General features: G+C 60.0%; 21 protein-coding genes. 10 read left to right on the forward strand and 11 right to left on the reverse strand.

The genetic code is table 11. From position 1 onward, the window contains the following. The first annotated feature begins 39 nt into the window (after window positions 1-39). Together ACA071_RS00065 and ACA071_RS00070 are read left to right on the forward strand one after the other, a co-directional pair. Window positions 40-927, forward strand: a complete 888-nt coding sequence (locus ACA071_RS00065) for a lysophospholipid acyltransferase (RefSeq protein ID WP_497642614.1) — start codon at window positions 40-42, stop codon at window positions 925-927. Window positions 928-999: 72 nt separating this feature from the next. Further along, window positions 1,000-1,239 (forward strand): PilZ domain-containing protein, encoded by a 240-nt coding sequence (locus ACA071_RS00070; protein ID WP_461982768.1) that lies wholly within the window; start codon window positions 1,000-1,002, stop codon window positions 1,237-1,239. Here ACA071_RS00070 and ACA071_RS00075 read toward each other — a convergent pair whose 3' ends face one another. From ACA071_RS00075 to def, 5 genes are all read right to left on the reverse strand, one after another. Next, window positions 1,240-1,557, reverse strand: coding sequence for a tetratricopeptide repeat protein (locus ACA071_RS00075; protein WP_497645417.1), 318 nt, complete (start codon window positions 1,555-1,557; stop codon window positions 1,240-1,242). Between the two features lie 142 nt (window positions 1,558-1,699). Next, a complete protein-coding gene (gene trkA / locus ACA071_RS00080; RefSeq protein ID WP_497642615.1) occupies window positions 1,700-3,073 on the reverse strand; it encodes a Trk system potassium transporter TrkA in 1,374 nt (457 codons plus the stop codon). A gap of 24 nt (window positions 3,074-3,097) precedes the next feature. Then, window positions 3,098-4,408 (reverse strand): 16S rRNA (cytosine(967)-C(5))-methyltransferase RsmB, encoded by a 1,311-nt coding sequence (gene rsmB, locus ACA071_RS00085; RefSeq protein ID WP_497642616.1) that lies wholly within the window; start codon window positions 4,406-4,408, stop codon window positions 3,098-3,100. After that, entirely contained in the window at window positions 4,405-5,364 is a 960-nt protein-coding gene (fmt, locus tag ACA071_RS00090; protein WP_497642617.1) for a methionyl-tRNA formyltransferase, read from the reverse strand. The genes rsmB and fmt overlap by 4 nt, the downstream gene beginning before the upstream one ends. A gap of 57 nt (window positions 5,365-5,421) precedes the next feature. Beyond that, window positions 5,422-5,928: a peptide deformylase gene (gene def / locus ACA071_RS00095; protein ID WP_497642618.1), complete on the reverse strand. Its 507-nt coding sequence runs from the start codon at window positions 5,926-5,928 to the stop codon at window positions 5,422-5,424. Between the two features lie 167 nt (window positions 5,929-6,095). Between def and ACA071_RS00100 the strand changes: the two genes are divergently transcribed. From ACA071_RS00100 to ACA071_RS00115, 4 genes are all read left to right on the forward strand, one after another. After that, window positions 6,096-7,121, forward strand: coding sequence for a LysM peptidoglycan-binding domain-containing protein (locus ACA071_RS00100; protein ID WP_497642619.1), 1,026 nt, complete (start codon window positions 6,096-6,098; stop codon window positions 7,119-7,121). Window positions 7,122-7,200: 79 nt separating this feature from the next. Next, window positions 7,201-8,301, forward strand: a complete 1,101-nt coding sequence (gene dprA / locus ACA071_RS00105) for a DNA-processing protein DprA (protein ID WP_497642620.1) — start codon at window positions 7,201-7,203, stop codon at window positions 8,299-8,301. Between the two features lie 55 nt (window positions 8,302-8,356). Continuing rightward, the gene (gene tsaC / locus ACA071_RS00110) at window positions 8,357-8,914 is read left to right on the forward strand and encodes an L-threonylcarbamoyladenylate synthase type 1 TsaC (RefSeq protein WP_497642621.1); all 558 of its coding nucleotides are present in this window, start codon (window positions 8,357-8,359) and stop codon (window positions 8,912-8,914) included. Between the two features lie 198 nt (window positions 8,915-9,112). Beyond that, a complete protein-coding gene (locus ACA071_RS00115; protein WP_497641581.1) occupies window positions 9,113-10,282 on the forward strand; it encodes an IS4 family transposase in 1,170 nt (389 codons plus the stop codon). Window positions 10,283-10,332: 50 nt separating this feature from the next. Here the strand turns inward: ACA071_RS00115 and ACA071_RS00120 are convergent, their stop codons facing one another. Next, window positions 10,333-11,310 (reverse strand): NADPH:quinone reductase, encoded by a 978-nt coding sequence (locus ACA071_RS00120; RefSeq protein ID WP_497642622.1) that lies wholly within the window; start codon window positions 11,308-11,310, stop codon window positions 10,333-10,335. A 164-nt stretch (window positions 11,311-11,474) separates the two neighbouring features. Here ACA071_RS00120 and hemF point away from each other — a divergent pair, with 164 nt between their 5' ends. Continuing rightward, complete coding sequence (hemF, locus tag ACA071_RS00125) at window positions 11,475-12,389, forward strand: oxygen-dependent coproporphyrinogen oxidase (RefSeq protein WP_497642623.1); 915 nt, start codon at window positions 11,475-11,477, stop codon at window positions 12,387-12,389. A gap of 13 nt (window positions 12,390-12,402) precedes the next feature. Next, the gene (gene aroE / locus ACA071_RS00130; RefSeq protein ID WP_497642624.1) at window positions 12,403-13,224 is read left to right on the forward strand and encodes a shikimate dehydrogenase; all 822 of its coding nucleotides are present in this window, start codon (window positions 12,403-12,405) and stop codon (window positions 13,222-13,224) included. Window positions 13,225-13,316: 92 nt separating this feature from the next. On the opposite strand, the gene ACA071_RS00135 is transcribed toward aroE, so the two are convergent. From ACA071_RS00135 to betC, 3 genes are all read right to left on the reverse strand, one after another. Beyond that, the gene (locus tag ACA071_RS00135; RefSeq protein WP_497642625.1) at window positions 13,317-14,885 is read right to left on the reverse strand and encodes a SulP family inorganic anion transporter; all 1,569 of its coding nucleotides are present in this window, start codon (window positions 14,883-14,885) and stop codon (window positions 13,317-13,319) included. Window positions 14,886-15,054: 169 nt separating this feature from the next. Next, on the reverse strand, window positions 15,055-15,975 hold the full coding sequence (choX, locus tag ACA071_RS00140) for a choline ABC transporter substrate-binding protein (protein WP_497642626.1): 921 nt from the start codon (window positions 15,973-15,975) through the stop codon (window positions 15,055-15,057). Window positions 15,976-15,991: 16 nt separating this feature from the next. Beyond that, on the reverse strand, window positions 15,992-17,506 hold the full coding sequence (betC, locus tag ACA071_RS00145; protein WP_497642627.1) for a choline-sulfatase: 1,515 nt from the start codon (window positions 17,504-17,506) through the stop codon (window positions 15,992-15,994). Window positions 17,507-17,620: 114 nt separating this feature from the next. Between betC and ACA071_RS00150 the strand changes: the two genes are divergently transcribed. Continuing rightward, window positions 17,621-18,571 carry a choline sulfate utilization transcriptional regulator gene (locus ACA071_RS00150; protein ID WP_497642628.1) on the forward strand — a complete coding sequence of 317 codons (951 nt, stop codon included), beginning with the start codon at window positions 17,621-17,623 and terminating at the stop codon, window positions 18,569-18,571. Window positions 18,572-18,651: 80 nt separating this feature from the next. Here ACA071_RS00150 and ACA071_RS00155 read toward each other — a convergent pair whose 3' ends face one another. Beyond that, window positions 18,652-19,317 carry an NAD(P)-dependent oxidoreductase gene (locus ACA071_RS00155; RefSeq protein ID WP_497642629.1) on the reverse strand — a complete coding sequence of 222 codons (666 nt, stop codon included), beginning with the start codon at window positions 19,315-19,317 and terminating at the stop codon, window positions 18,652-18,654. 84 nt (window positions 19,318-19,401) lie between these two features. On the opposite strand from ACA071_RS00155, the gene ACA071_RS00160 reads away from it, so the two are divergent. Beyond that, window positions 19,402-19,728, forward strand: coding sequence for a DOPA 4,5-dioxygenase family protein (locus ACA071_RS00160; protein WP_497642630.1), 327 nt, complete (start codon window positions 19,402-19,404; stop codon window positions 19,726-19,728). Here the strand turns inward: ACA071_RS00160 and ACA071_RS00165 are convergent, their stop codons facing one another. Next, window positions 19,729-20,130 carry a GFA family protein gene (locus ACA071_RS00165; protein WP_497642631.1) on the reverse strand — a complete coding sequence of 134 codons (402 nt, stop codon included), beginning with the start codon at window positions 20,128-20,130 and terminating at the stop codon, window positions 19,729-19,731. It abuts the gene before it with no gap. Window positions 20,131-20,412: the final 282 nt, after the last annotated feature.

The following is a 20,412-nucleotide window of genomic DNA, read 5'->3' on the forward strand; positions in this document are numbered from 1 at the left end:
ATGGCCGCCTCGCACACAGCACAAGATCAGGAGTGACCTGTGGATAAGTTTAAAGGCGCCTTGCTGGTAGGCGCTCTGCGGCTGTTTGCCTTGCTTCCGTGGCGGGCAGTGCAGGCGGTGGGCTCGGCCATTGGCTGGATGATGTGGAAAACCCCCAACCGTTCCCGCGACGTGGTGCGTATCAACCTGGCCAAGTGCTTCCCGGACATGGACCCAGCCGAGCGCGAGCGCCTGGTGGGCCAGAGCCTGAAAGATATCGGCAAGTCCCTGACCGAAAGCGCCTGCGCCTGGATCTGGCCGGCCCAGCGTTCCATTGATCTGGTGCGCGAAGTCGAAGGCCTCGACGTATTGAAGGACGCCCTCGCTTCCGGCAAAGGCGTGGTTGGCATCACCAGCCACCTGGGCAACTGGGAAGTGCTGAACCACTTCTATTGCAACCAGTGCAAACCGATCATTTTCTATCGCCCACCGAAATTGAAGGCAGTGGACGATTTGCTGCGCAAGCAGCGGGTGCAATTGGGCAACCGCGTGGCGGCTTCTACTAAGGAAGGCATCCTCAGCGTCATCAAGGAAGTGCGCAAAGGTGGTGCAGTGGGCATCCCCGCGGACCCGGAACCGGCCGAATCCGCCGGGATCTTCGTACCGTTTTTCGCCACCCAGGCGCTGACCAGTAAATTCGTACCGAATATGCTCGCCGGCGGCAAAGCGGTCGGCGTGTTCCTGCATGCCCTGCGCCTGCCGGACGGTTCGGGGTACAAAGTGATCCTCGAAGCTGCGCCAGAAGCCATGTACAGCACCGATACCGAGACTTCCTGCGCAGCGATGAGCCAAGTGGTCGAGCGTTACGTGCGGGCGTATCCGAGCCAGTACATGTGGAGCATGAAGCGCTTCAAGAAGCGTCCGCCGGGCGAAGAGCGTTGGTACTGATTCAATTGGCATGATCTGTGGATAACCTTGGGCTCAAGGTTATCCACAACCGTTCATTCAAGGGCGCAGAAGATGTCCGAACACCGCAAATCGTTTCGCATCAAGATCAGCCACGAAAGCTTCGGCGAATGCCTGGGGCAGACCCGCAATCTTTCGACGACGGGCGTCTACGTCAAACATCCAGGCCTGTCGGCGTTGCCCAAGGGCGCGGTGGTCTACGGTCAGGTGCAGGACTTACCCACAGGCGCGCCGCGAGTGCGCATGGAAGTGGTGCTAGTGGATGCCGAAGGGATCGGCCTGCGCTATCTCTGATCAGTGGGCCTGACGATCAAGCTTCTTCAGGAACACCGTCATTTCCTTCTCAGCCTGCTTGTCACCATGGGCGCGAGCGGCTTCCAACCCTTGCTCCCATGCCTGACGCGCGGCCCCATGGTCTGCCAGCGCCAGATGGGCCTTGCCCAACAGTTTCCAGGCCGCCGAATACTTCGGATCAAACTCTACGCAGCGCTGGAAATGCTCCGCCGCTTTGGCGTTCTCCCCAAGATCCAGATAACCCTTGCCGAGACCGAAGCGCAGCAGCGAGTTATCCACACCCTTGGCGAGCATTTTTTCCAGGGATTCGATCATCAGTATTTGCCCTCAGTCAATGATCGTTCCCACGCTCCGCGTGGGAATGCCTCAACGGACGCTCCGCGTTCGGCTTTGGATAGGACGCGGAGCGTCCCGGGCTGCATTCCCACGCGGAGCGTGGGAACGATCAGTTAACGATCAGTTAGAAGAAGCTAAGCCCCACGTGGAACAGCTTCTCCACATCCCTAATATGTTTCTTATCCACAAGGAAAAGAATCACATGGTCGCCCGTTTTGATCACCGTATCGTCGTGGGCAATGATCACTTCTTCATCACGAATGATCGCGCCAATCGTGGTGCCCGGCGGCAAACCAATGTTCTCGATGGCCTTGCCAATCACTTTGCTCGACTTCGCATCGCCATGGGCAATCGCCTCGATGGCTTCCGCTGCGCCCCGGCGCAATGAGTGCACGCTGACGATATCGCCACGGCGCACGTGGGCCAGCAAAGTGCCGATGGTCGCCAGTTGCGGGCTGATGGCGATGTCGATGTCGCCGCCCTGGATCAGGTCGACGTACGCCGGGTTGTTGATGATCGTCATCACCTTCTTCGCGCCCAGGCGCTTGGCCAGCAGCGAGGACATGATGTTGGCTTCGTCATCGTTGGTCAGCGCCAGGAAGATATCGGCATCGGCGATGTTCTCTTCCAGCAGCAAGTCGCGGTCCGAAGCGCTGCCCTGCAACACCACGGTGCTGTCGAGGGTGTCCGAGAGGTAGCGGCAGCGCGCCGGGTTCATCTCGATGATCTTCACCTGATAGCGACTTTCGATGGCTTCAGCCAAGCGTTCGCCGATCTGCCCGCCTCCGGCAATAACAATGCGTTTGTAGCTCTCGTCGAGACGGCGCATTTCGCTCATAACGGCGCGAATGTTCGCTTTGGCGGCGATGAAAAACACTTCGTCGTCCGCCTCGATCACCGTATCGCCCTGAGGCAAAATCGGCCGATCACGACGAAAAATCGCCGCTACGCGGGTTTCGACATTCGGCATGTGTTCGCGCAATTGCCGCAGTTGCTGGCCCACCAACGGTCCGCCGTAATAGGCCTTCACCGCCACCAATTGCGCTTTGCCTTCGGCGAAGTCGATCACCTGCAAGGCCCCCGGATGTTCGATCAGGCGCTTGATGTAATTGGTGACCACCTGCTCCGGGCTGATCAGCACGTCCACCGGGATTGCTTCGTTGTTGAACAACCCGCCGCGCGTCAGGTACGCGGCTTCGCGAACCCGGGCGATCTTGGTCGGGGTGTGGAACAGGGTGTGGGCGACCTGGCAGGCGACCATGTTGGTTTCGTCGCTGTTGGTCACCGCGACCAGCATGTCCGCGTCATCGGCGCCGGCCTGGCGCAGCACGGTCGGAAACGACGCACGGCCCTGCACGGTGCGAATGTCCAGACGATCGCCGAGGTCGCGCAGGCGTTCGCCGTCGGTGTCGACCACGGTGATGTCATTGGCTTCGCTGGCCAAGTGTTCCGCCAGCGAACCGCCGACCTGCCCCGCGCCGAGGATGATGATCTTCATCCAGTCACTCCCTTGGAAATCCGGTTATCCGCGCGCGGCGGCAATCTTGATCAGCTTGGCGTAGTAGAACCCGTCGTGACCGCCCTGCTGGGCCAGCAATTGGCGACCATGAGGCTGCTTGATCCCGGCCGTGGTGGCGAGGTCCAGCTCACGCGCGCCCGGCGTGCGGGCGAGGAAGGCTTCGATGACTTCGGTGTTCTCGGTCGGCAATGTAGAGCAGGTGGCGTAAAGCAGAATCCCGCCGACCTCCAAAGTTATCCACATCGCATCAAGCAGTTCGCCCTGAAGCACCGCGAGCGCGGCGATGTCGTCGGGTTGGCGCGTCAACTTGATGTCCGGGTGACGACGGATCACACCGGTGGCCGAGCACGGCGCGTCCAGCAGGATGCGCTGGAACGGCTTGCCATCCCACCAGGTCGCGGTGTCGCGGCCGTCGGCGGCGATCAGTTCGGCGCTCAGGCCCAGGCGCGCGAGGTTTTCCCGCACTCGCACCAGACGCTTGGCTTCCAGGTCCACCGCCACGACGCCGGCCAGCGCGGGCTCGGCTTCAAGGATGTGGCAGGTCTTGCCGCCCGGTGCGCAGCAGGCGTCCAGCACCCGTTGGCCGGGTGCCAGGTCCAGCAAGTCAGCGGCCAGTTGCGCCGCTTCGTCCTGCACACTGATCCAGCCTTCGGCGAAACCCGGCAGGCTGCGCACATCGGCGGCGGCCTCGAGGATGATGCCATCGCGGCTGTAAACGCATGGGTTAGCGGCGATACCTGCTTCGCTCAGCAATCCGAGATAAGCGTCGCGCGTCTGATGACGGCGGTTAACCCGCAAAATCATTGGCGGATGCGCGTTGTTCGCCGCGCAGATGGCTTCCCACTGTTCAGGCCAAAAGGCTTTCAGGGATTTTTGCAGCCAGCGCGGGTGGGCGGTGCGCACCACCGGGTCGTGTTCTAGCTCAGCCAGCAGTGCTTCGCTTTCCCGTTGGGCGCGGCGCAGCACGGCGTTGAGCAAGGCTTTGGCCCAGGGTTTTTTAAGCTTTTCGGCGCAACCGACGGTTTCGCCGATGGCGGCGTGGGCCGGGACGCGGGTGTAGAGCAATTGATAGAGGCCGACCAGCAACAATGCCTCGACATCGGCGTCCGCAGCCTTGAACGGCTTCTGCAGCAACTTGGCCGCCAACGCCGACAAGCGTGGTTGCCAGCGCGCGGTGCCGAATGCCAGGTCCTGAGTGAAGCCGCGGTCGCGGTCTTCGACTTTGTCCATCTGCGTCGGCAAGGAACTGTTGAGTGAGGCTTTTCCGTTCAGGACAGCGGCGAGTGCCTTGGCGGCGGCCAGACGCGGGTTCATTGAGCGTCCGCCACTTGACCAAGCACGGTGCCGACGGCGAATTTCTCACGACGGCTGTTGAAGAAGTCGCTGAAGTTCAGCGCCTTGCCGCCGGGCAATTGCAGGCGGGTCAGGCACAGGGCCTGTTCACCGCAAGCGACGATCAAGCCGTCCTTGCTGGCGCCGAGGATTTCTCCCGGATTGCCCTGCCCCTCGGCGAGATTTGCGGCCAGCACTTTCAGCGCTTCGCCATTTAGGGTGCTGTGGGTGATCGGCCATGGGTTGAAGGCGCGGACCAGACGTTCCAGCTCAACGGCCGGACGGGTCCAGTTGATGCGCGCTTCGTCTTTGTTCAATTTGTGCGCGTAAGTGGCGAGGCTGTCGTCCTGTACTTCACCTTCAAGCGTGCTCGCGGCAAGGCCGGCAATCGCTTGAATTACGGCTGGTGGGCCCATTTCCGCCAGACGGTCGTGGAGGCTGCCGCCGGTGTCTTCGCCAGTGATCGGCGTGGTGACTTTGAGCAGCATCGGTCCGGTGTCGAGGCCCAGTTCCATGCGCATCACGGTTACGCCGCTTTCCGCATCGCCCGCTTCGACGGCGCGCTGGATCGGCGCCGCCCCACGCCAGCGTGGCAGCAAGGACGCGTGGCTGTTGATGCAACCCAGGCGCGGAATATCCAGCACCACTTGCGGCAGGATCAGGCCGTAGGCGACCACCACCAGCAAGTCCGGTTTGAGCGCAGCCATTTCAGCCTGGGCGTCTTCGTTGCGCAGAGTCGGCGGTTGCAACACCGGGATGTTGTTTTCCAGAGCCAACTGCTTGACCGGGCTCGGCATCAGTTTTTGCCCGCGACCCGCCGGACGGTCCGGTTGGGTGTAGACCGCGATGATCTCGTAAGGGCTGGCGAGCAGGGCCTTGAGGTGTTCAGCGGCGAATTCCGGGGTGCCGGCAAAGACGATGCGCAGTGGCTCAGTCATGGGAGCAATCTCTGAAAAGAAAAAGGCTTGCCGCAGCAAGCCTTTGAAAGGAGGGCATCAAGCGTTCTGGCGATGGAGCTTTTCCAGTTTCTTCTTGATTCGGTCGCGTTTGAGGTTCGACAGGTAATCGACGAACAACTTGCCGTTGAGGTGGTCGCATTCATGCTGGATGCACACGGCGAGCAGGCCTTCGGCGATCAGTTCGTAAGGCTGGCCGTCGCGGTCCAGGGCCTTGATCCTGACCTTCTGCGGGCGATCGACGTTTTCGTAGAAGCCCGGCACCGAGAGGCAGCCTTCCTGGTATTGCTCCATCTCGTCGGTCAGGGTTTCGAACTCGGGGTTGATGAACACCCGCGGATCGCTGCGGTCTTCGGAGAGGTCCATCACGACGATACGTTTGTGCACGTTGACCTGGGTCGCGGCGAGGCCGATGCCTGGCGCTTCATACATTGTTTCAAACATGTCATCGACCAACTGACGCACTTCGTCGTCCACTACGGCCACAGGTTTGGCGATAGTGCGCAGGCGCGAGTCGGGAAATTCGAGGATGTCTAAAATGGCCATAAGCTTAATTGCTGCACATGTGAGGTAAAGTCGGGTCGATGGCCTGGCGGGTCCGAAGATGCAGGCTACCGTTGTAAAACGTAGCTCCTTTCTTTGTGAAGAGCCAGGAGCGAGCCACGGGGGCTCTGGCGTTTTACGCGAACGCACATAATAAAGGGATTCACCGCATGAGGAAATCACTACTCGCCTTGCTCCTTCTGGCCTCGGCTGGTTTGGCGCACGGGCAAGTGCAACTCAAGGAAGGTTTTCCGCAGCAATACACAGTGGTAAGGGGCGACACACTTTGGGACATCTCCGGGAAATTTCTGCGTGAGCCGTGGAAATGGCCCGAACTCTGGCAGGTCAACCCGCAAATCCAGAACCCCAATCTGATCTATCCGGGCGACTCGCTGACGCTGGTCTATGTCAACGGCCAGCCGCGCCTGACCCTCAATCGCGGCGAGTCCCGCGGCACCATCAAGCTCTCGCCACGGGTCCGTAGCAGCCCGGTGGCCGACGCGATCCCGAGTATTCCGCTGCAATCGATCAACAGCTTTCTATTGAGTAACCGCATCGTCGACAAGGTCGAGGACTTCGACAAGGCGCCCTACATTGTCGCCGGCGATGCCGAGCGGGTACTCAGCGGTACTGGCGACCGGATCTTCGCTCGCGGGCATTTCGATCCGAACCAGCCGGTGTACGGCATCTTCCGCCAAGGCAAGGTCTACACCGATCCGCAGAGCAAGGAGTTCCTGGGGATCAACGCCGACGACATTGGCGGCGGTGAAATTATCGCGACCGAAGGCGATGTCGCCACCCTGGCGCTGCAACGCACCACCCAGGAAGTGCGCCTCGGCGATCGCTTGTTCAGCGGCGAAGAGCGGGCGATCAATTCGACCTTCATGCCCAGCGCGCCGAAGACCGATATCAACGGCTTGATCATCGATGTGCCGCGCGGGGTCACGCAGATTGGCGCGATGGACGTGGTCACGCTGAACAAGGGGCAGCGCGATGGCCTGGCCGAAGGCAACGTATTGGTGGTGATGAAAACCGGCGAAACCGTGCGTGATCGCGTGACCGGCCAGCCGTTGAAAATTCCCGATGAGCGCGCCGGTTTGCTGATGGTTTTCCGCACCTACGACAAACTGAGTTACGGGTTGGTCCTTCACGCGTCGCGCTCGTTGGCGGTGATGGATAAGGTGCGAAATCCTTAGCCTGCTCCACAAGTTACCAACAGAGTTATCCACAGCTTATTCCCGTTTGAACGGGGCTCATAACGATCAAGGATGATCCATGTCGCTCGCAGCTTTTCCCCCGGTTTCCCCTGCGGAACTGGAAGCCCGTTTACGTCTGCACCGTTTGCCAGAACTAGGTCCAGCGCGATTTAAAAAACTGCTTGAAGCCTTCGGCTCGGCGTCCAAGGCCATCAGTGCCCCGGCCAGTGCCTGGCGTTCGTTGGGTTTGCCGCTGACCTGCGCGGAGGCCAGACGCAGCAATGAAATCCGCGACGGCGCCAGCCACGCATTGGCTTGGTTAGAGCGTCCGGGCCAGCATTTGCTGATGTGGGACCAACCCGAGTACCCGGCCTTGCTGGCGGAAATCGGCGATGCACCGCCGCTGCTATTTGTCGCCGGGGATCCCGGCATCCTGGAAAAACCGCAACTGGCGATGGTCGGCAGTCGACGTGCTTCACGGCCGGGCATGGACACGGCCGCTGCGTTTTCTCGCAGCTTGGCCGGCGCCGGATTCGTCATCACCAGCGGCCTGGCCCTGGGCATCGACGCCGCCGCGCATCAGGCGGCTTTGGACGTGGGCGGTCGAACGGTCGGGGTACTTGGCACGGGACTTGAAAAGTTTTATCCACAGCGCAACCGACGACTGGCGGACGCCATGATTGCCTCGGGCAGTGCAGTGCTTTCGGAGTTCCCGCTGGACGCCGGTCCGACCGCCAGCAACTTCCCTCGACGCAACCGGATCATCAGCGGTTTATCTCTCGGTGTGTTGGTGGTCGAGGCCAGTGTCGCCAGTGGGTCGTTGATTACCGCCAGGCTCGCGGCGGAGCAAGGTCGGGAGGTGTACGCGATTCCAGGATCGATACATCACCCCGGCGCCAAGGGCTGCCATCAGTTGATCCGCGACGGTGCGCTGTTGGTAGAAACCATCGAACATATCCTCGAAGCGCTGCGTGGCTGGCAGCAATTGCCGATATCCACCGCAGCAACGCAGGTGACTCATCCTTTGCTGATGTTGCTCCACGCGGCACCGCATACCAGTGAAGCGTTGGCAAACAGCAGTGGTTGGGCCTTGCCCAAAGTGTTGGCGGCGTTGACGGAGCTGGAAATGGATGGCCAGGCGGTGTGCGAAAGCGGGCGCTGGTTTGCGCGGGTGAGCTAGGTTTTATAAGGAAGATCGGTAAACTGCGCAGAGCCTTATTCCGGAGAGTTTATTCATGGTCAACAGTTGGCGTGTGCAGCAAGCCGCACAAGCAATTCGCGCAGGCGCGGTGATTGCCTACCCAACCGAAGCTGTCTGGGGCCTGGGCTGCGACCCATGGGACGAAGAGGCCGTGCATCGTTTGTTGATGATCAAGGGGCGGGCTATGGGTAAAGGCCTGATCCTGGTGGCCGACAACATTCGCCAATTCGACTTCCTGTTCGAAGACTTCCCGGAACTGTGGATGGACCGCATGGCCAGCACTTGGCCGGGGCCCAATACCTGGCTGGTGCCGCACCAGAATCTGTTGCCGCAATGGATTACCGGCGTGCATGAAACCGTCGCGTTGCGCGTAAGCGATCATCCGTTGGTGCGGGATTTGTGCGCAGCGGTCGGGCCGCTGGTGTCGACGTCCGCCAACCCGCAGGGCCGGCCGGCGGCGCGCACGCGGATTCGCGTTGAGCAGTATTTCCGTGGGCAGATTGATGGGGTGCTGGGCGGGAATCTGGGTGGGCGCAAGAACCCGAGTGTGATTCGGGATCTGGCGACCGGGCATGTGGTTCGCCAGGGCTAGCGCATGATCGTTCCCACGCTCTGCGTGGGAATGCCTCACCGGACGCTCCGCGTCCGCTTTTGGGACGCGGAGCGTCCCTGGCTGCATTCCCACGCAGAGCGTCACTAGTGTCCGGTAAAAACTGAAGGGGGAGCTTGCTCCCCCTTGCTGTTGGCGGACTTCAGTCATAATCGGATTTTTCAGACTCGATTTTGACTCATGTTCTCCAGCACCCGTTTAGCCCAACTGCTCAGTGCGATCCCTCGCCCGTCCTTCCAGCAATCCACCGAAAAGTACCAGGCGGATCGCTACGTCAAACGCTGCACATCCTGGCAATTGCTGGTAACACTGGTCAGCGGCCATGTAACCCAAGCCTTAAGCCTGCGGTCATTGGCGACTTTCTCCGAAACGCTGGCTGCGCATAGCTACCATCTCCAAGCCGGCCCCATTGCCCGCTCGACCCTGTCAGATGCGTTGAACAAGCGTGATTACCGGCCGTTCCAAGACCTCTGTGAGAACCTGTTGCGCGGTGTCGGCCGTCAACAGCGCAAGGAAGTCGGCGCCATGGTTAGTCTGATTGATTCCACTTCGATTACCTTGCGTGGACCTCACTTTGATGACTGGACTGCCGCAACTAAAACCCGCATCACACAAGGCCTCAAGGTACACGTAGGGTTGGATCTGGCTCAGTTGGCCCCGGTGTACGTGAACATTACCCCCGCCAACGTCAACGACATGAGCGATGCGCTGAATATGCCGATTCAGGCCGGCATGACTTATGTCTTTGACAAAGGTTACTGCGATTACAACTGGTGGTACCAGTTGCAGAGCAAAGGTGCTTATTTCGTCACTCGGTTTAAGAAAAATGCCAACTACGAGGTGCTGCACGAGCACTCAACCGTTGCCGAACAAAGCCCGGTCATGAGTGATGAGGTCGTTCAGTTCGGCAAAAAACGTCTGGGTGGCAAACGTGTGAATGACTATCGAGACGAACCAGTAAGACGTGTCGTGATTGAACGCGAAGGGCACGTGACACCGTTAATCCTGGTGACCAACGACTTTGCCAGAACAGCTGAAGAAATCGCGGGTTTGTACAAGAATCGCTGGAAGATCGAGTTGTTTTTCAAGTGGATCAAGCAACATCTGAAACTCAAGCGGTTCTATGCTTTCTCCGAAAATGCCGTTCGCCTGCAGATTTACAGTGCTTTGATCAGCTACTTGTTACTGCACCTTTTTCACCGTCGCTCAGGGTTTCCCGGCTCGTTGTTTGAGCTGACGGTGCGGATTGCACATGTCCTGCATGAACGGCCCGCTACCCAAGAATTCAAAGACCGACGAAGGCAGGAACAAGAAAAACTAAAGGCTGCCCAGGGCAACCTTCAGCTTTGAAACATGTTTACCGGACACTAGTGACGCAGAGCGTGGGAACGATCAAAATCTTACGGCAACAAAACAGTCGAGCCAGTCGTACGCCGCGCCGACAACTCGGTCTGCGCCTTCGCCGCTTCAGCCAGTGGATACTTCTGGCTGATATCCACCTTCAACTTGCCGCTGATGATCATCTCGAACAGCTCATCCGCCATAAGCTGCAGGTTCTCGGCGTTATTGGCGTAGGTCGCCAGGGTCGGCCGGGTCACGTACAGCGAACCCTTCGCCGATAGAATCCCCAGATTCACCCCATCCACCGCGCCCGACGCATTGCCGAAGCTCACCACCAGGCCCCGCGGCGAAACGCTATCCAGCGAAGTCAGCCAAGTGTCCTTGCCGACGCCGTCGTACACCACCGGGACTTTTTTCCCGTCAGTCAATTCCAGGACCCGTTGTGCGACGTTTTCGTGGCTGTAGTCGATGGTCGCCCAGGCACCGTTGGCCTTGGCCAGTGCGGCTTTCTCTGCTGAGCTGACAGTGCCGATCAGCTTTACGCCCAGCGCCTTGGCCCATTGGCAGGCCAGGGAACCGACACCACCGGCAGCGGCGTGGAACAGGATGGTTTCGCCACCCTTGAGTTCATACGTCTGACGCAACAGGTACTGCACAGTGAGGCCTTTGAGCATCACACCGGCGGCCTGTTCGAAACTGATCGCATCCGGCAGTTTCACCAGATTGGCTTCCGGCAACACGTGAACCTGGCTGTAGGCGCCCAACGGGCCGCTGCCGTAGGCCACGCGGTCGCCGACCTTGAAGCGGGTGACTTCACTGCCCACGGCGTCAACGATGCCGGCGCCTTCCGATCCCAGACCGGAGGGCAAGGCTGGCAGCGGGTAGAGGCCGCTACGGTAATAGGTGTCGATAAAGTTCAGGCCGATGGCCTTGTTGGTCACGCGCACCTGCTGCGGACCGGGCTCAGCGGGTTGGTAATCGACATACTCGAGCACTTCGGGGCCGCCATGGGCGCGGAATTGAATACGCTTTGCCATCAGAACTCTCCTTAGGTCGCATTACGAAGCTCCCTATCGGACTCCTATGCTTGATCTTCGTCAACTGCGGCAGGTGTATCTGCGATGTTATGCTACGCGCCCATTTGCGCCGGCCCCCGCTCCCATGGAGCGCCGCGTAGTTTTGCCCGATTCAAGGTGATGACATGACGACCCGCACCGAGGCCGTAAAAGCCTACCTGCTCGACCTGCAAGACCGCATCTGCGCCGCCCTGGAAACCGAGGACGGCGGCACGCGCTTTGTCGAAGACGCCTGGACCCGCCCTGCCGGTGGTGGTGGTCGTACACGAGTGATCGAAAATGGCGCGGTGATCGAAAAGGGCGGCGTCAACTTTTCCCACGTCTTTGGCAGCGGTCTCCCACCGTCCGCCAGCGCTCATCGGCCGGAACTGGCCGGGCGCGGCTTTGAAGCCTTGGGCGTGTCGTTGGTGATTCACCCGCACAACCCGCATGTGCCGACGTCCCACGCCAACGTGCGCTTTTTCATCGCGGAAAAAGAAGGCGAAGAACCGGTCTGGTGGTTCGGCGGCGGCTTCGACCTGACCCCTTACTACGGCAATGAAGAAGACTGCGTGCACTGGCACCGTATTGCCGAACAGGCCTGCGCGCCGTTCGGGGCGGACGTTTATCCGCGCTACAAGGCCTGGTGCGACACGTATTTCCACATTAAGCATCGCCACGAACCACGGGGTATCGGCGGCCTGTTTTTCGATGATTTGAACGAGTGGGACTTCGACACCAGTTTCGCGTTTATGCGCGCCATCGGCGATGCGTTCATCGATGCCTATCTGCCGATCGTGCAGCGGCGCAAGAACGATGCGTTCACTGAGAAACAGCGTGAGTTCCAGGAATTCCGCCGTGGCCGTTACGTTGAGTTCAACCTGGTTTACGACCGTGGCACGTTGTTCGGCCTGCAATCGGGCGGTCGCACCGAGTCGATCCTGATGTCCTTGCCGCCGCAAGTGCGCTGGGGCTACGACTGGAAGGCCGAGCCGGGCAGCGAAGAAGCGCGGTTGACTGAGTACTTTCTGCAAGATCGCGATTGGTTGGCCAAGGCCTGAACGAGGAATCCTGATGGACCGTTATGTCGTATTCGGTAACCCGATTGGCCACAGCAAGTCGCCGCTGATCCATCGCCTGTTTGCCGAGCAGACTGGTGAGCAATTGGGCTACAGCACCTCGCTGGCGCCGCTCGACGACTTTTCCGACTTTGCCCGGGCATTTTTCGTTGAAGGCCGTGGGGCGAATGTCACGGTGCCGTTCAAGGAAGACGCCTTTCGCCTGGCCGACAGCCTGACCGAACGCGCGCAACGGGCCGGTGCGGTGAACACTTTGAGCAAACTGGCCGACGGCACACTGTTGGGCGACAACACCGACGGCGCCGGGCTGGTGCGGGACCTGACGGTCAACGCCGGTTTTAGCCTCAAGGGCAAACGCATCCTGCTGCTCGGAGCCGGTGGCGCGGTGCGCGGTGCCCTGGAGCCGTTATTGGCGGAGCAACCGGCGTCGCTGATCATCGCCAACCGCACTGTGGAAAAAGCCGAGTTGCTGGCGCAACTGTTTGCCGACTTGGGACCGGTGTCCGCCAGTGGTTTCGACTGGTTACAGGAACCGGTGGACCTGATCATCAATGCGACGTCCGCCAGCCTGTCAGGCGATGTACCGCCGATTGCCGCAAGCTTGATCGAGCCGGGCAGGACGCTGTGCTACGACATGATGTATGGCAAGGAACCGACTTCGTTCTGCCGCTGGGCCAGTGAACACGGCGCGGTAGTTTCGATGGATGGTTTGGGAATGCTCGCCGAGCAGGCGGCGGAAGCCTTCTACCTGTGGCGCGGTGTGCGGCCGGATACGGCGCCGGTGTTGGCCGAACTTCGACGGCAGTTAGCCCTATAAGATCAAAAGATCGCAGCCTTCGGCAGCTCCTACACAGGATCGGCGTTCACCCTGTAGGCGCTGCCGAAGGCTGCGATCTTTTATGGCTTCACTCAATCTTCAAACCGGATCGGGCACTTTTCGGCCCCTTCGAGCTTCCTCAACTCCTCCACCACCGGCGGCCGCGCCCCGCGCAACGTCAGGCTGCGATCCTGTTTGAGCAACCGCCGCGCTTCCTGGTGCAGCATTTCCACACCCGAATAGTCGATGAAGTTGATGTGCTGCGCCTCAATCACCACGCGCGCCCCGCGCATCCGTTGCAAACGCACTTGCAGGTAATGGCTGGCGCCAAAAAAGATCGATCCACCGACTCGCAAAATGTCTTCATCGCCATCGCGCCAATGCTGCACTCGTGGTTGCGAGGTGCGCTTGAGGTAAAAGAACAGCGACGCCAGCACCCCGGCGTAAATGGCCGTCTGCAATTCCAGCAACAATGTGGCAACACAGGTCAGGGCCATGACCAGGAATTCGGCGCGGCTGACCCGCAGCAACGCGCGAATGCCGCGATGATCCACCAACCCCCAGGCAATCAACAGAATGCTGCCAGCCATGGCCGGGATTGGAATGTGCGCGATCAACCCGGCGCCGAAGATCGCAAACAGTGCCACCCACAACGCCGAAAACACCCCGGCCAGCGGCGAACAGGCGCCCGCTTCATAGCTCAGGCCCGAGCGGGTGAAGGAGCCGGCTGACAGCGACCCGGAAAAAAACGCACCGACGATGTTCGATAAACCCTGGGCGCGGACTTCCTGGTTGGCGTCGAGCAATTGCTGCGAACGGGCGGACAGCGAGCGGGCAATCGACAGACTCGTCACCAACCCAAGCATGCCGACCGCTACGGCACTCGGCAGCAGGCGCAGTATCAATTCCAGGTCCAGCGGTAGCGCACTGAAGGGCGGCAACCGCCCGACAAACGCACTGACCAATTTCACATGGCCAAACATCGATGGCCAAAGCCACACCAGCAAACCGCTCAAGACCAGGGCGATCAACAGCGTCGGCCAGCGTGGCAGCAGCAGTTTCAAGACAATACCAACGCCCACCGTGGCCAGGCCCAGCACCAGCGAAGGTTTATCCACAGCCCCCAGATGAGTGAGCAAGGTCATCAGGCTGTTGAGCGCCGTGGCCTGGTTGGGCAAGTCCAGGCCCAGCAGGTTGGGCATTTGCCCGATGGCAATCACCACCGCCGCACCGAGGGTGAACCCCAGCACCACCGAGTGGGAGACGAAATTCACCAGCGCGCCGAAACGCAGCATCCCCAGCAACCACTGGAAAATGCCGGCCAGGAGTGTCAGCAGCAGGATCAGCATGATGTAGTCCTGGGACGCAGGCACGGCCAGAGGACTGACGCTGGCGTACAGGACGATGGAAATGGCCGCCGTAGGACCGCAGATCAAATGCCATGACGAACCCCACAGGCAGGCGATCAGCACCGGGATGATGGCGGCGTACAAGCCGTATTCCGGTGGGAGACCGGCGATCAGTGCGTAGGCAATGGATTGCGGCAGCGCGAGAATCGCGCCGCTGAGGCCGACGATCAGGTCACGCCCGACGCTGGCGCGGGTCTGCCGCGGCAGCCAACTGAGAAAAGGGAAGAGTGAATGGCGGCTGGGGAAGGCCATGGGTCCTCTCGGGTGGGAGTTTGCGCAAAGGGTAACAGGACGAGACTGATCGTTCCCACGCTCCGCGTGAGAATGCCGCCATGGACGCTCCGCGTCCGCTTCGAGAAGTGACGCGGAGCGTCACGGGATGCATTCCCACGCGGAGCGTGGGAACGATCAGCGGTGAGAGTTAGAGTTTGGCCTTCACCGCCCCCAATGCATCCTTACCATCCACGGTTTTCACGCCCTCCAGCCATTTATCCAGCACCGCCGGGTTGGCCTTGATCCACGCTTTCACCGCTTCGGCATTGCTGACCTTCTTATTCACCACTTCAGCCATGATGCTGTTCTCCATTTCCTGGGTGAAACTCAGGTTGGTCAGCAGCTTGCCAACGTTCGGACAGGCCTGTGCATAACCTTTACGGGTCAGTGTATAAACCGCGCCGGTGTCGCCGAAGTACTTCTCGCCGCCCTTCAGGTAATGCATTTTCAGCTGCACGTTCATCGGGTGCGGGGTCCAGCCGAGGAAGGTCACGAACTTCTGTTTCTTCACTGCACGGGACACTTCGGCCAGCATCGCCTGCTCGCTGGACTCGACCAGTTTCCACTGGCCCAGCTCAAAGTCGTTCTTCTTGATGATGTCCTGCAGCGAGATGTTCGCCGGGGCGCCGGAGCCGATGCCGTAGATCTTTTTGTCGAACTTGTCGGCGTATTTGTTCAGGTCGGCAAAGTTATGCACACCCGCGTCCCAGACATAATCCGGCACGGCCAGCGTGAACTCGGTACCGTCGAGGTTCTTCGCCAATTGAGTGACATCACCCGTGGCGACGAACTTGTCATAGAAGCCTTGCTGCGCCGGCATCCAGTTACCCAAAAACACGTCAACCTGGCCATCTTTCAGCCCGCCAAAGGTAATCGGCACCGCGAGGGTGTCGACCTTGGCCTTGTAGCCCATGCCATCCAGCAGAAACCCGGTGATGGCGTTGGTCGCGGCGATGTCGCTCCAGCCAGGATCGGCCATTTTCACCGTGTCGCAGCTCTGATCGGCGTACACCGATGCACTGCCCAGAGCCAATAGCCCGACCGTCAGTACTGTGGATAACCTTTGCATGGACTTCCCCTTCACATTATTGGTTTTGGCAGGGTTGTGGATAACGTGCTTTGCGCTCCAGATCATCAAGGTCGATGTGGTTGCGCATGTACTGCTGACTGGCATCCACCAGCGGCTGGTGATCCCAGCTCTTCAGCTTGCCGATGGTCAGGGCGTCGGCGACGAAACGCCGGCGCCGTTGGCTGTCGAGCACCTGTTGGTGGATCGCCGGAATATTCCATTTGGCCCGGGCTTCGGCGAGAAAATCGTCGAACAGCTGGCGATGTTGCGGCGATTGGCTAAGTTCTTCCTGCTCACGCGGGTCGTTGTGTACGTCGAAGAGTAGACACGGGTCGTCTTCGCTGTAGATGAATTTGTAGGCGCCCCGGCGGATCATCATCAACGGGCTAATGGTGCCTTCGGCCATGTATTCGCCGAACACTTCGTCGTGACCGCCCTGCCCTTGCAGATGTGAAACCAGCGAGCGGCCGTCCAGCGGCAGATTGGCTTCCAACGTTCCGCCAGCCAGTTCGACGAAGGTTGGCAGCAGGTCCGCCGTGGAAACCGCAGCGCTGACCCGGCCTGCGTCGAATTGCCCCGGGGCACTGATCAACAGGGGCACGCGGGCGGCCATTTCAAACCAATGCATTTTGTACCAGAGGCCACGCTCGCCGAGCATGTCGCCATGGTCGCCAGAGAAGACGATGATGGTGTCATCGATCAGGCCCGTTTCTTCGAGGGTTTGCAGGAGTTTGCCGACGTTGCTGTCGATATAGCTGCATGCTCCGAAGTACGCCCGGCGTGCGTCGCGAATCTTATCCACAGGCAATGGCTTGTCCCACAGGTCGTAGACCTTGAGCAAACGCTGGGAGTGCGGGTCGAGTTCAGTCTGGGCCGGAGTCGTAGGAAGCGGGATATCAGCGTCGTCGTACATATTCCAGAAAGCCTTGGGAATGGTGTACGGGTCGTGTGGGTGAGTCATCGACACCGTCAGGCAAAACGGCTGATCGCCATCTTCGCGGATGTGATCGAACAAGTACTGCTGGGCCTTGAACACCACCTCTTCGTCGAAATCCAGCTGATTGGTGCGCACGCATGGCCCGGCTTGCAGCACCGACGACATGTTGTGATACCAGGTCGGACGCACGTCCGGCTCATCCCAGTTCACCGACCAGCCATAGTCGGCCGGGTAGATGTCGCTGGTCAGGCGTTCTTCATAGCCGTGAAGCTGGTCGGGACCACAGAAATGCATCTTGCCTGACAGCGCGGTGCGGTAACCGAGGCGACGCAGGTAGTGGGCATACGTCGGGACGTCGGCGGGGAAATCGGCCGCGTTGTCGTAGGCGCCGATCTTGCTCGGCAACTGTCCGCTGACCAGGGTAAACCGCGATGGCGCGCACAATGGGCTGTTGCAATACGCGGCGTCGAACACCACGCCTTCGGCGGCGAGGCGGCTGAGATTGGGGAGTTTGATGGGCGAAGGACCGTAGAACGGCAACATTGGCGCGGCCATCTGATCGGCCATGATGAAAAGAATATTCTTGCGCTTCATGTGATCGCGGCATTCCATAGTGAATATTTATGCGAGAGTGCTGCGATCGAGCATGTAGCCCATGCAGTTTGCGGTAAAGCCCATGCACGGCAATGACTAGGATAAGCACAGCTTATGTATGACGCCCTTGGTGATTTGTCTCTGGACCTGCTGCGCGCCTTCGAGTCGGCGGCGCGTCAACACAGTTTTACCGCCGCCGCAGTGGAGCTAGGCACTACGCAGCCAGCAATCAGTCAGCAGATCAAACGGCTGGAAGAGCAACTTGGCACCCGGCTATTCGACCGCATCTATCGGGGTATTGAACTGACCGAGACCGGAATGATCCTTTTCGAGCAGGTTCAGCTCGGTTTGCAGAATATCGACGCAGGATTGACCGCAATCAGCGCTCAGCAGTCCCATGAGGTGCTGCAAGTCGCCACCGATTTCGCCTTCGCCGCCTATTGGTTGATGCCACGTCTGCACCGCTTTCACGAAGCCAATCCGCAGGTCGATGTCAGCCTGGTTACCAGCGAACGCAATCACAATATGCTGCGCACCGATATCGATGTGGCGGTGCTGTTTGGCGACGGGCGCTTTAAACAGGGCGAGAGCCATTGGCTGTTCAGCGAAGAAGTGTTTCCGGTGTGCAGTCCGTTGTTATTGAAGGAGCGCGCCCTGCCCTTACCGGTTCAGTCGCTGCTGGATTTGCCGCTGCTGCACCTGCGCGGTGAAAACAGCAGCAACTGGTTCGACTGGAGCGGCGTTTTTCGTGAACTGGGGATAACCTCGGCACCGGCGCCGGGGCAACTGCGTTTCGACAATTACACGCTGTTGATCCAGGCGGCGATTGGCGGCCAGGGCGTGGCCATCGGTTGGCGCCACCTTGTGGATAACTTACTGGCGCAGGGGTTGTTGTGTCGGCCGATCGCCGACACGGTGATTTCCAGGTTGGGTTATTACGTGGTCTTGCCCCAGCGCAAACGCCGTGGGGTGTTGATTAAACAGTTTGTAGATTGGTTGATGGCTGAGCAGGCCAGCAGCGCGCAGTCGTTGACGGGTTTGCCGTTTCCGTCGATTGCGGTTTGAAAATCAAAAGATCGCAGCCTTCGGCAGCTCCTACAGGACCGCGCCGATCCAACGTAGGAGCTGCCGAAGGCTGCGATCTTTCACGATCCTGAAGCCGCCACAAAACTCACATGCTCGCCGACATGCAGGTTCAAACGCAGCTCATCGGCGATTCCGACGGCCACCCGATTCAACCGTTCAAGCGGCTCGGCCAGCCCCGGCTCCAGGCTGCTACTGACCTGGCTGAAATGCTCGATGGTCAGCCCGGCAACCCCGCGCGGCGCATCCACCAACGTCCAGTGCAAGCCGCTGCTTTGCAGGGCTTCGAGGATTTCTTCGGCGGCATGATGCTGTAGATCGTCCTCGACCTCCGGTTCGTCGAGTTCAACAAAATCCCCCACCACAAACAACCGGCCAATGCCGGCGGCTTGCATACCGTCGATCAACGCATCCACTGCCAACACCTGTTCCACCGGGCCGGGCACGATGGTTTTTTCCACATGCTCGCTGTTAATCGGCAGCCCTGGCGCGTCCAGCAGACAGATCACCGCCGAACACCCGGCCACGCTTTGCTTGACCCGTTCGGCATCAAACAGATCGCCGTTCTTGGTGCGCAAGCCAGGTCGTGGCGCCAGCGCCGTCAGGTCATCGAGAATCGCGATCACTTCATGCTGGCGCCGCAGCATTTCAGCCATCAGCGCACTGCCCAAGCTACTCATGGCACCATAGAGCACCACTTTCACCACCGGGGTTTCGGCATTTTTCATGGCTGGGTTCCTTGTTTTCTACCTATATGGCGTGTGACCTGTAGGAAACGGTGAGGGTTCTACCGGGTTTTTCGAGAGGTTCAGATGCAGCAGATCAGCGGCTACCACGCCCACGTCTATTTCGACGCCAGCACGATCGACCAGGCACGGTCCTTGTGTGAGCAGGCGGCGCAATTATTTCCGTTGAAAATGGGCCGCGTGCATGAACGCCCGGTCGGCCCGCACCCGGATTGGAGCTGCCAACTGGCGTTCGGGCCGGAACTCATCGGCGATGTGCTGCCTTGGCTGGCGCTCAACCGCAACGGCTTGGTGGTGTTCCTGCACCCGGACACCGGCGATGATTTGCTCGATCACACCGAGCACGCGGTGTGGATGGGCGCGATTCGGCCGTTGAACCTGTCTATTTTCTGATCAGATCTTTTCCTCGGCTTCACTGGGCAAATGCTCGTCCAGATGCAGCCAGGGCAAGCGACTATCGGTCCAGATGTGCCGATCGGCCGGGGCCAGTTCCGGGTGATCGAGGGTGGCGATGGTCAGGTCGATGCTCTCGGGGCTGAGCTGCGTCACCAGCGCAACCTGCGCCCCACAGGTCGGGCAGAAATATCGCACGCAGCTTTCGGAAGATTTGTACTGCGCCGGTTGCCCCGCCAGCCATTTAAACGTGGAGCTGGGCACAGTGATCCAGGTGGTCACGATCCCGCCGCTGACCCGCCGGCAAATCGAGCAATGGCAGTGGGCGATGTCGTGCAGCGGCCCGGTGAATTGATAGCGCAGATGTCCGCAATGGCAGCCGCCCGTATGAATCTTGCCCATGTGTTTGCCTCCTGCCCCGTGTTTCGGGACGTTGAGCCCGTCCGACGACCGGTTGCACATCCGGTCAATGCTTTCACCGGCGAAAGCTGGCTGAAAGCTTTCCCCATTAGGATCGCCCCCACTACCGGCAACAGACCGGTTGGCCACGCGTGTGTTTTATCGCTCGCACGGTCCAATTAACAACAACAATGGTGATTCTGATGTCTTCCGCTACCCGCCGCTTTGCCGCAACTCCTCCCGTACGCCTCGTGCTTCCCGTTCTGCGCTGACCCACCCGGTTCG

Source organism: Pseudomonas sp. LBUM1646 (assembly GCF_059716165.1).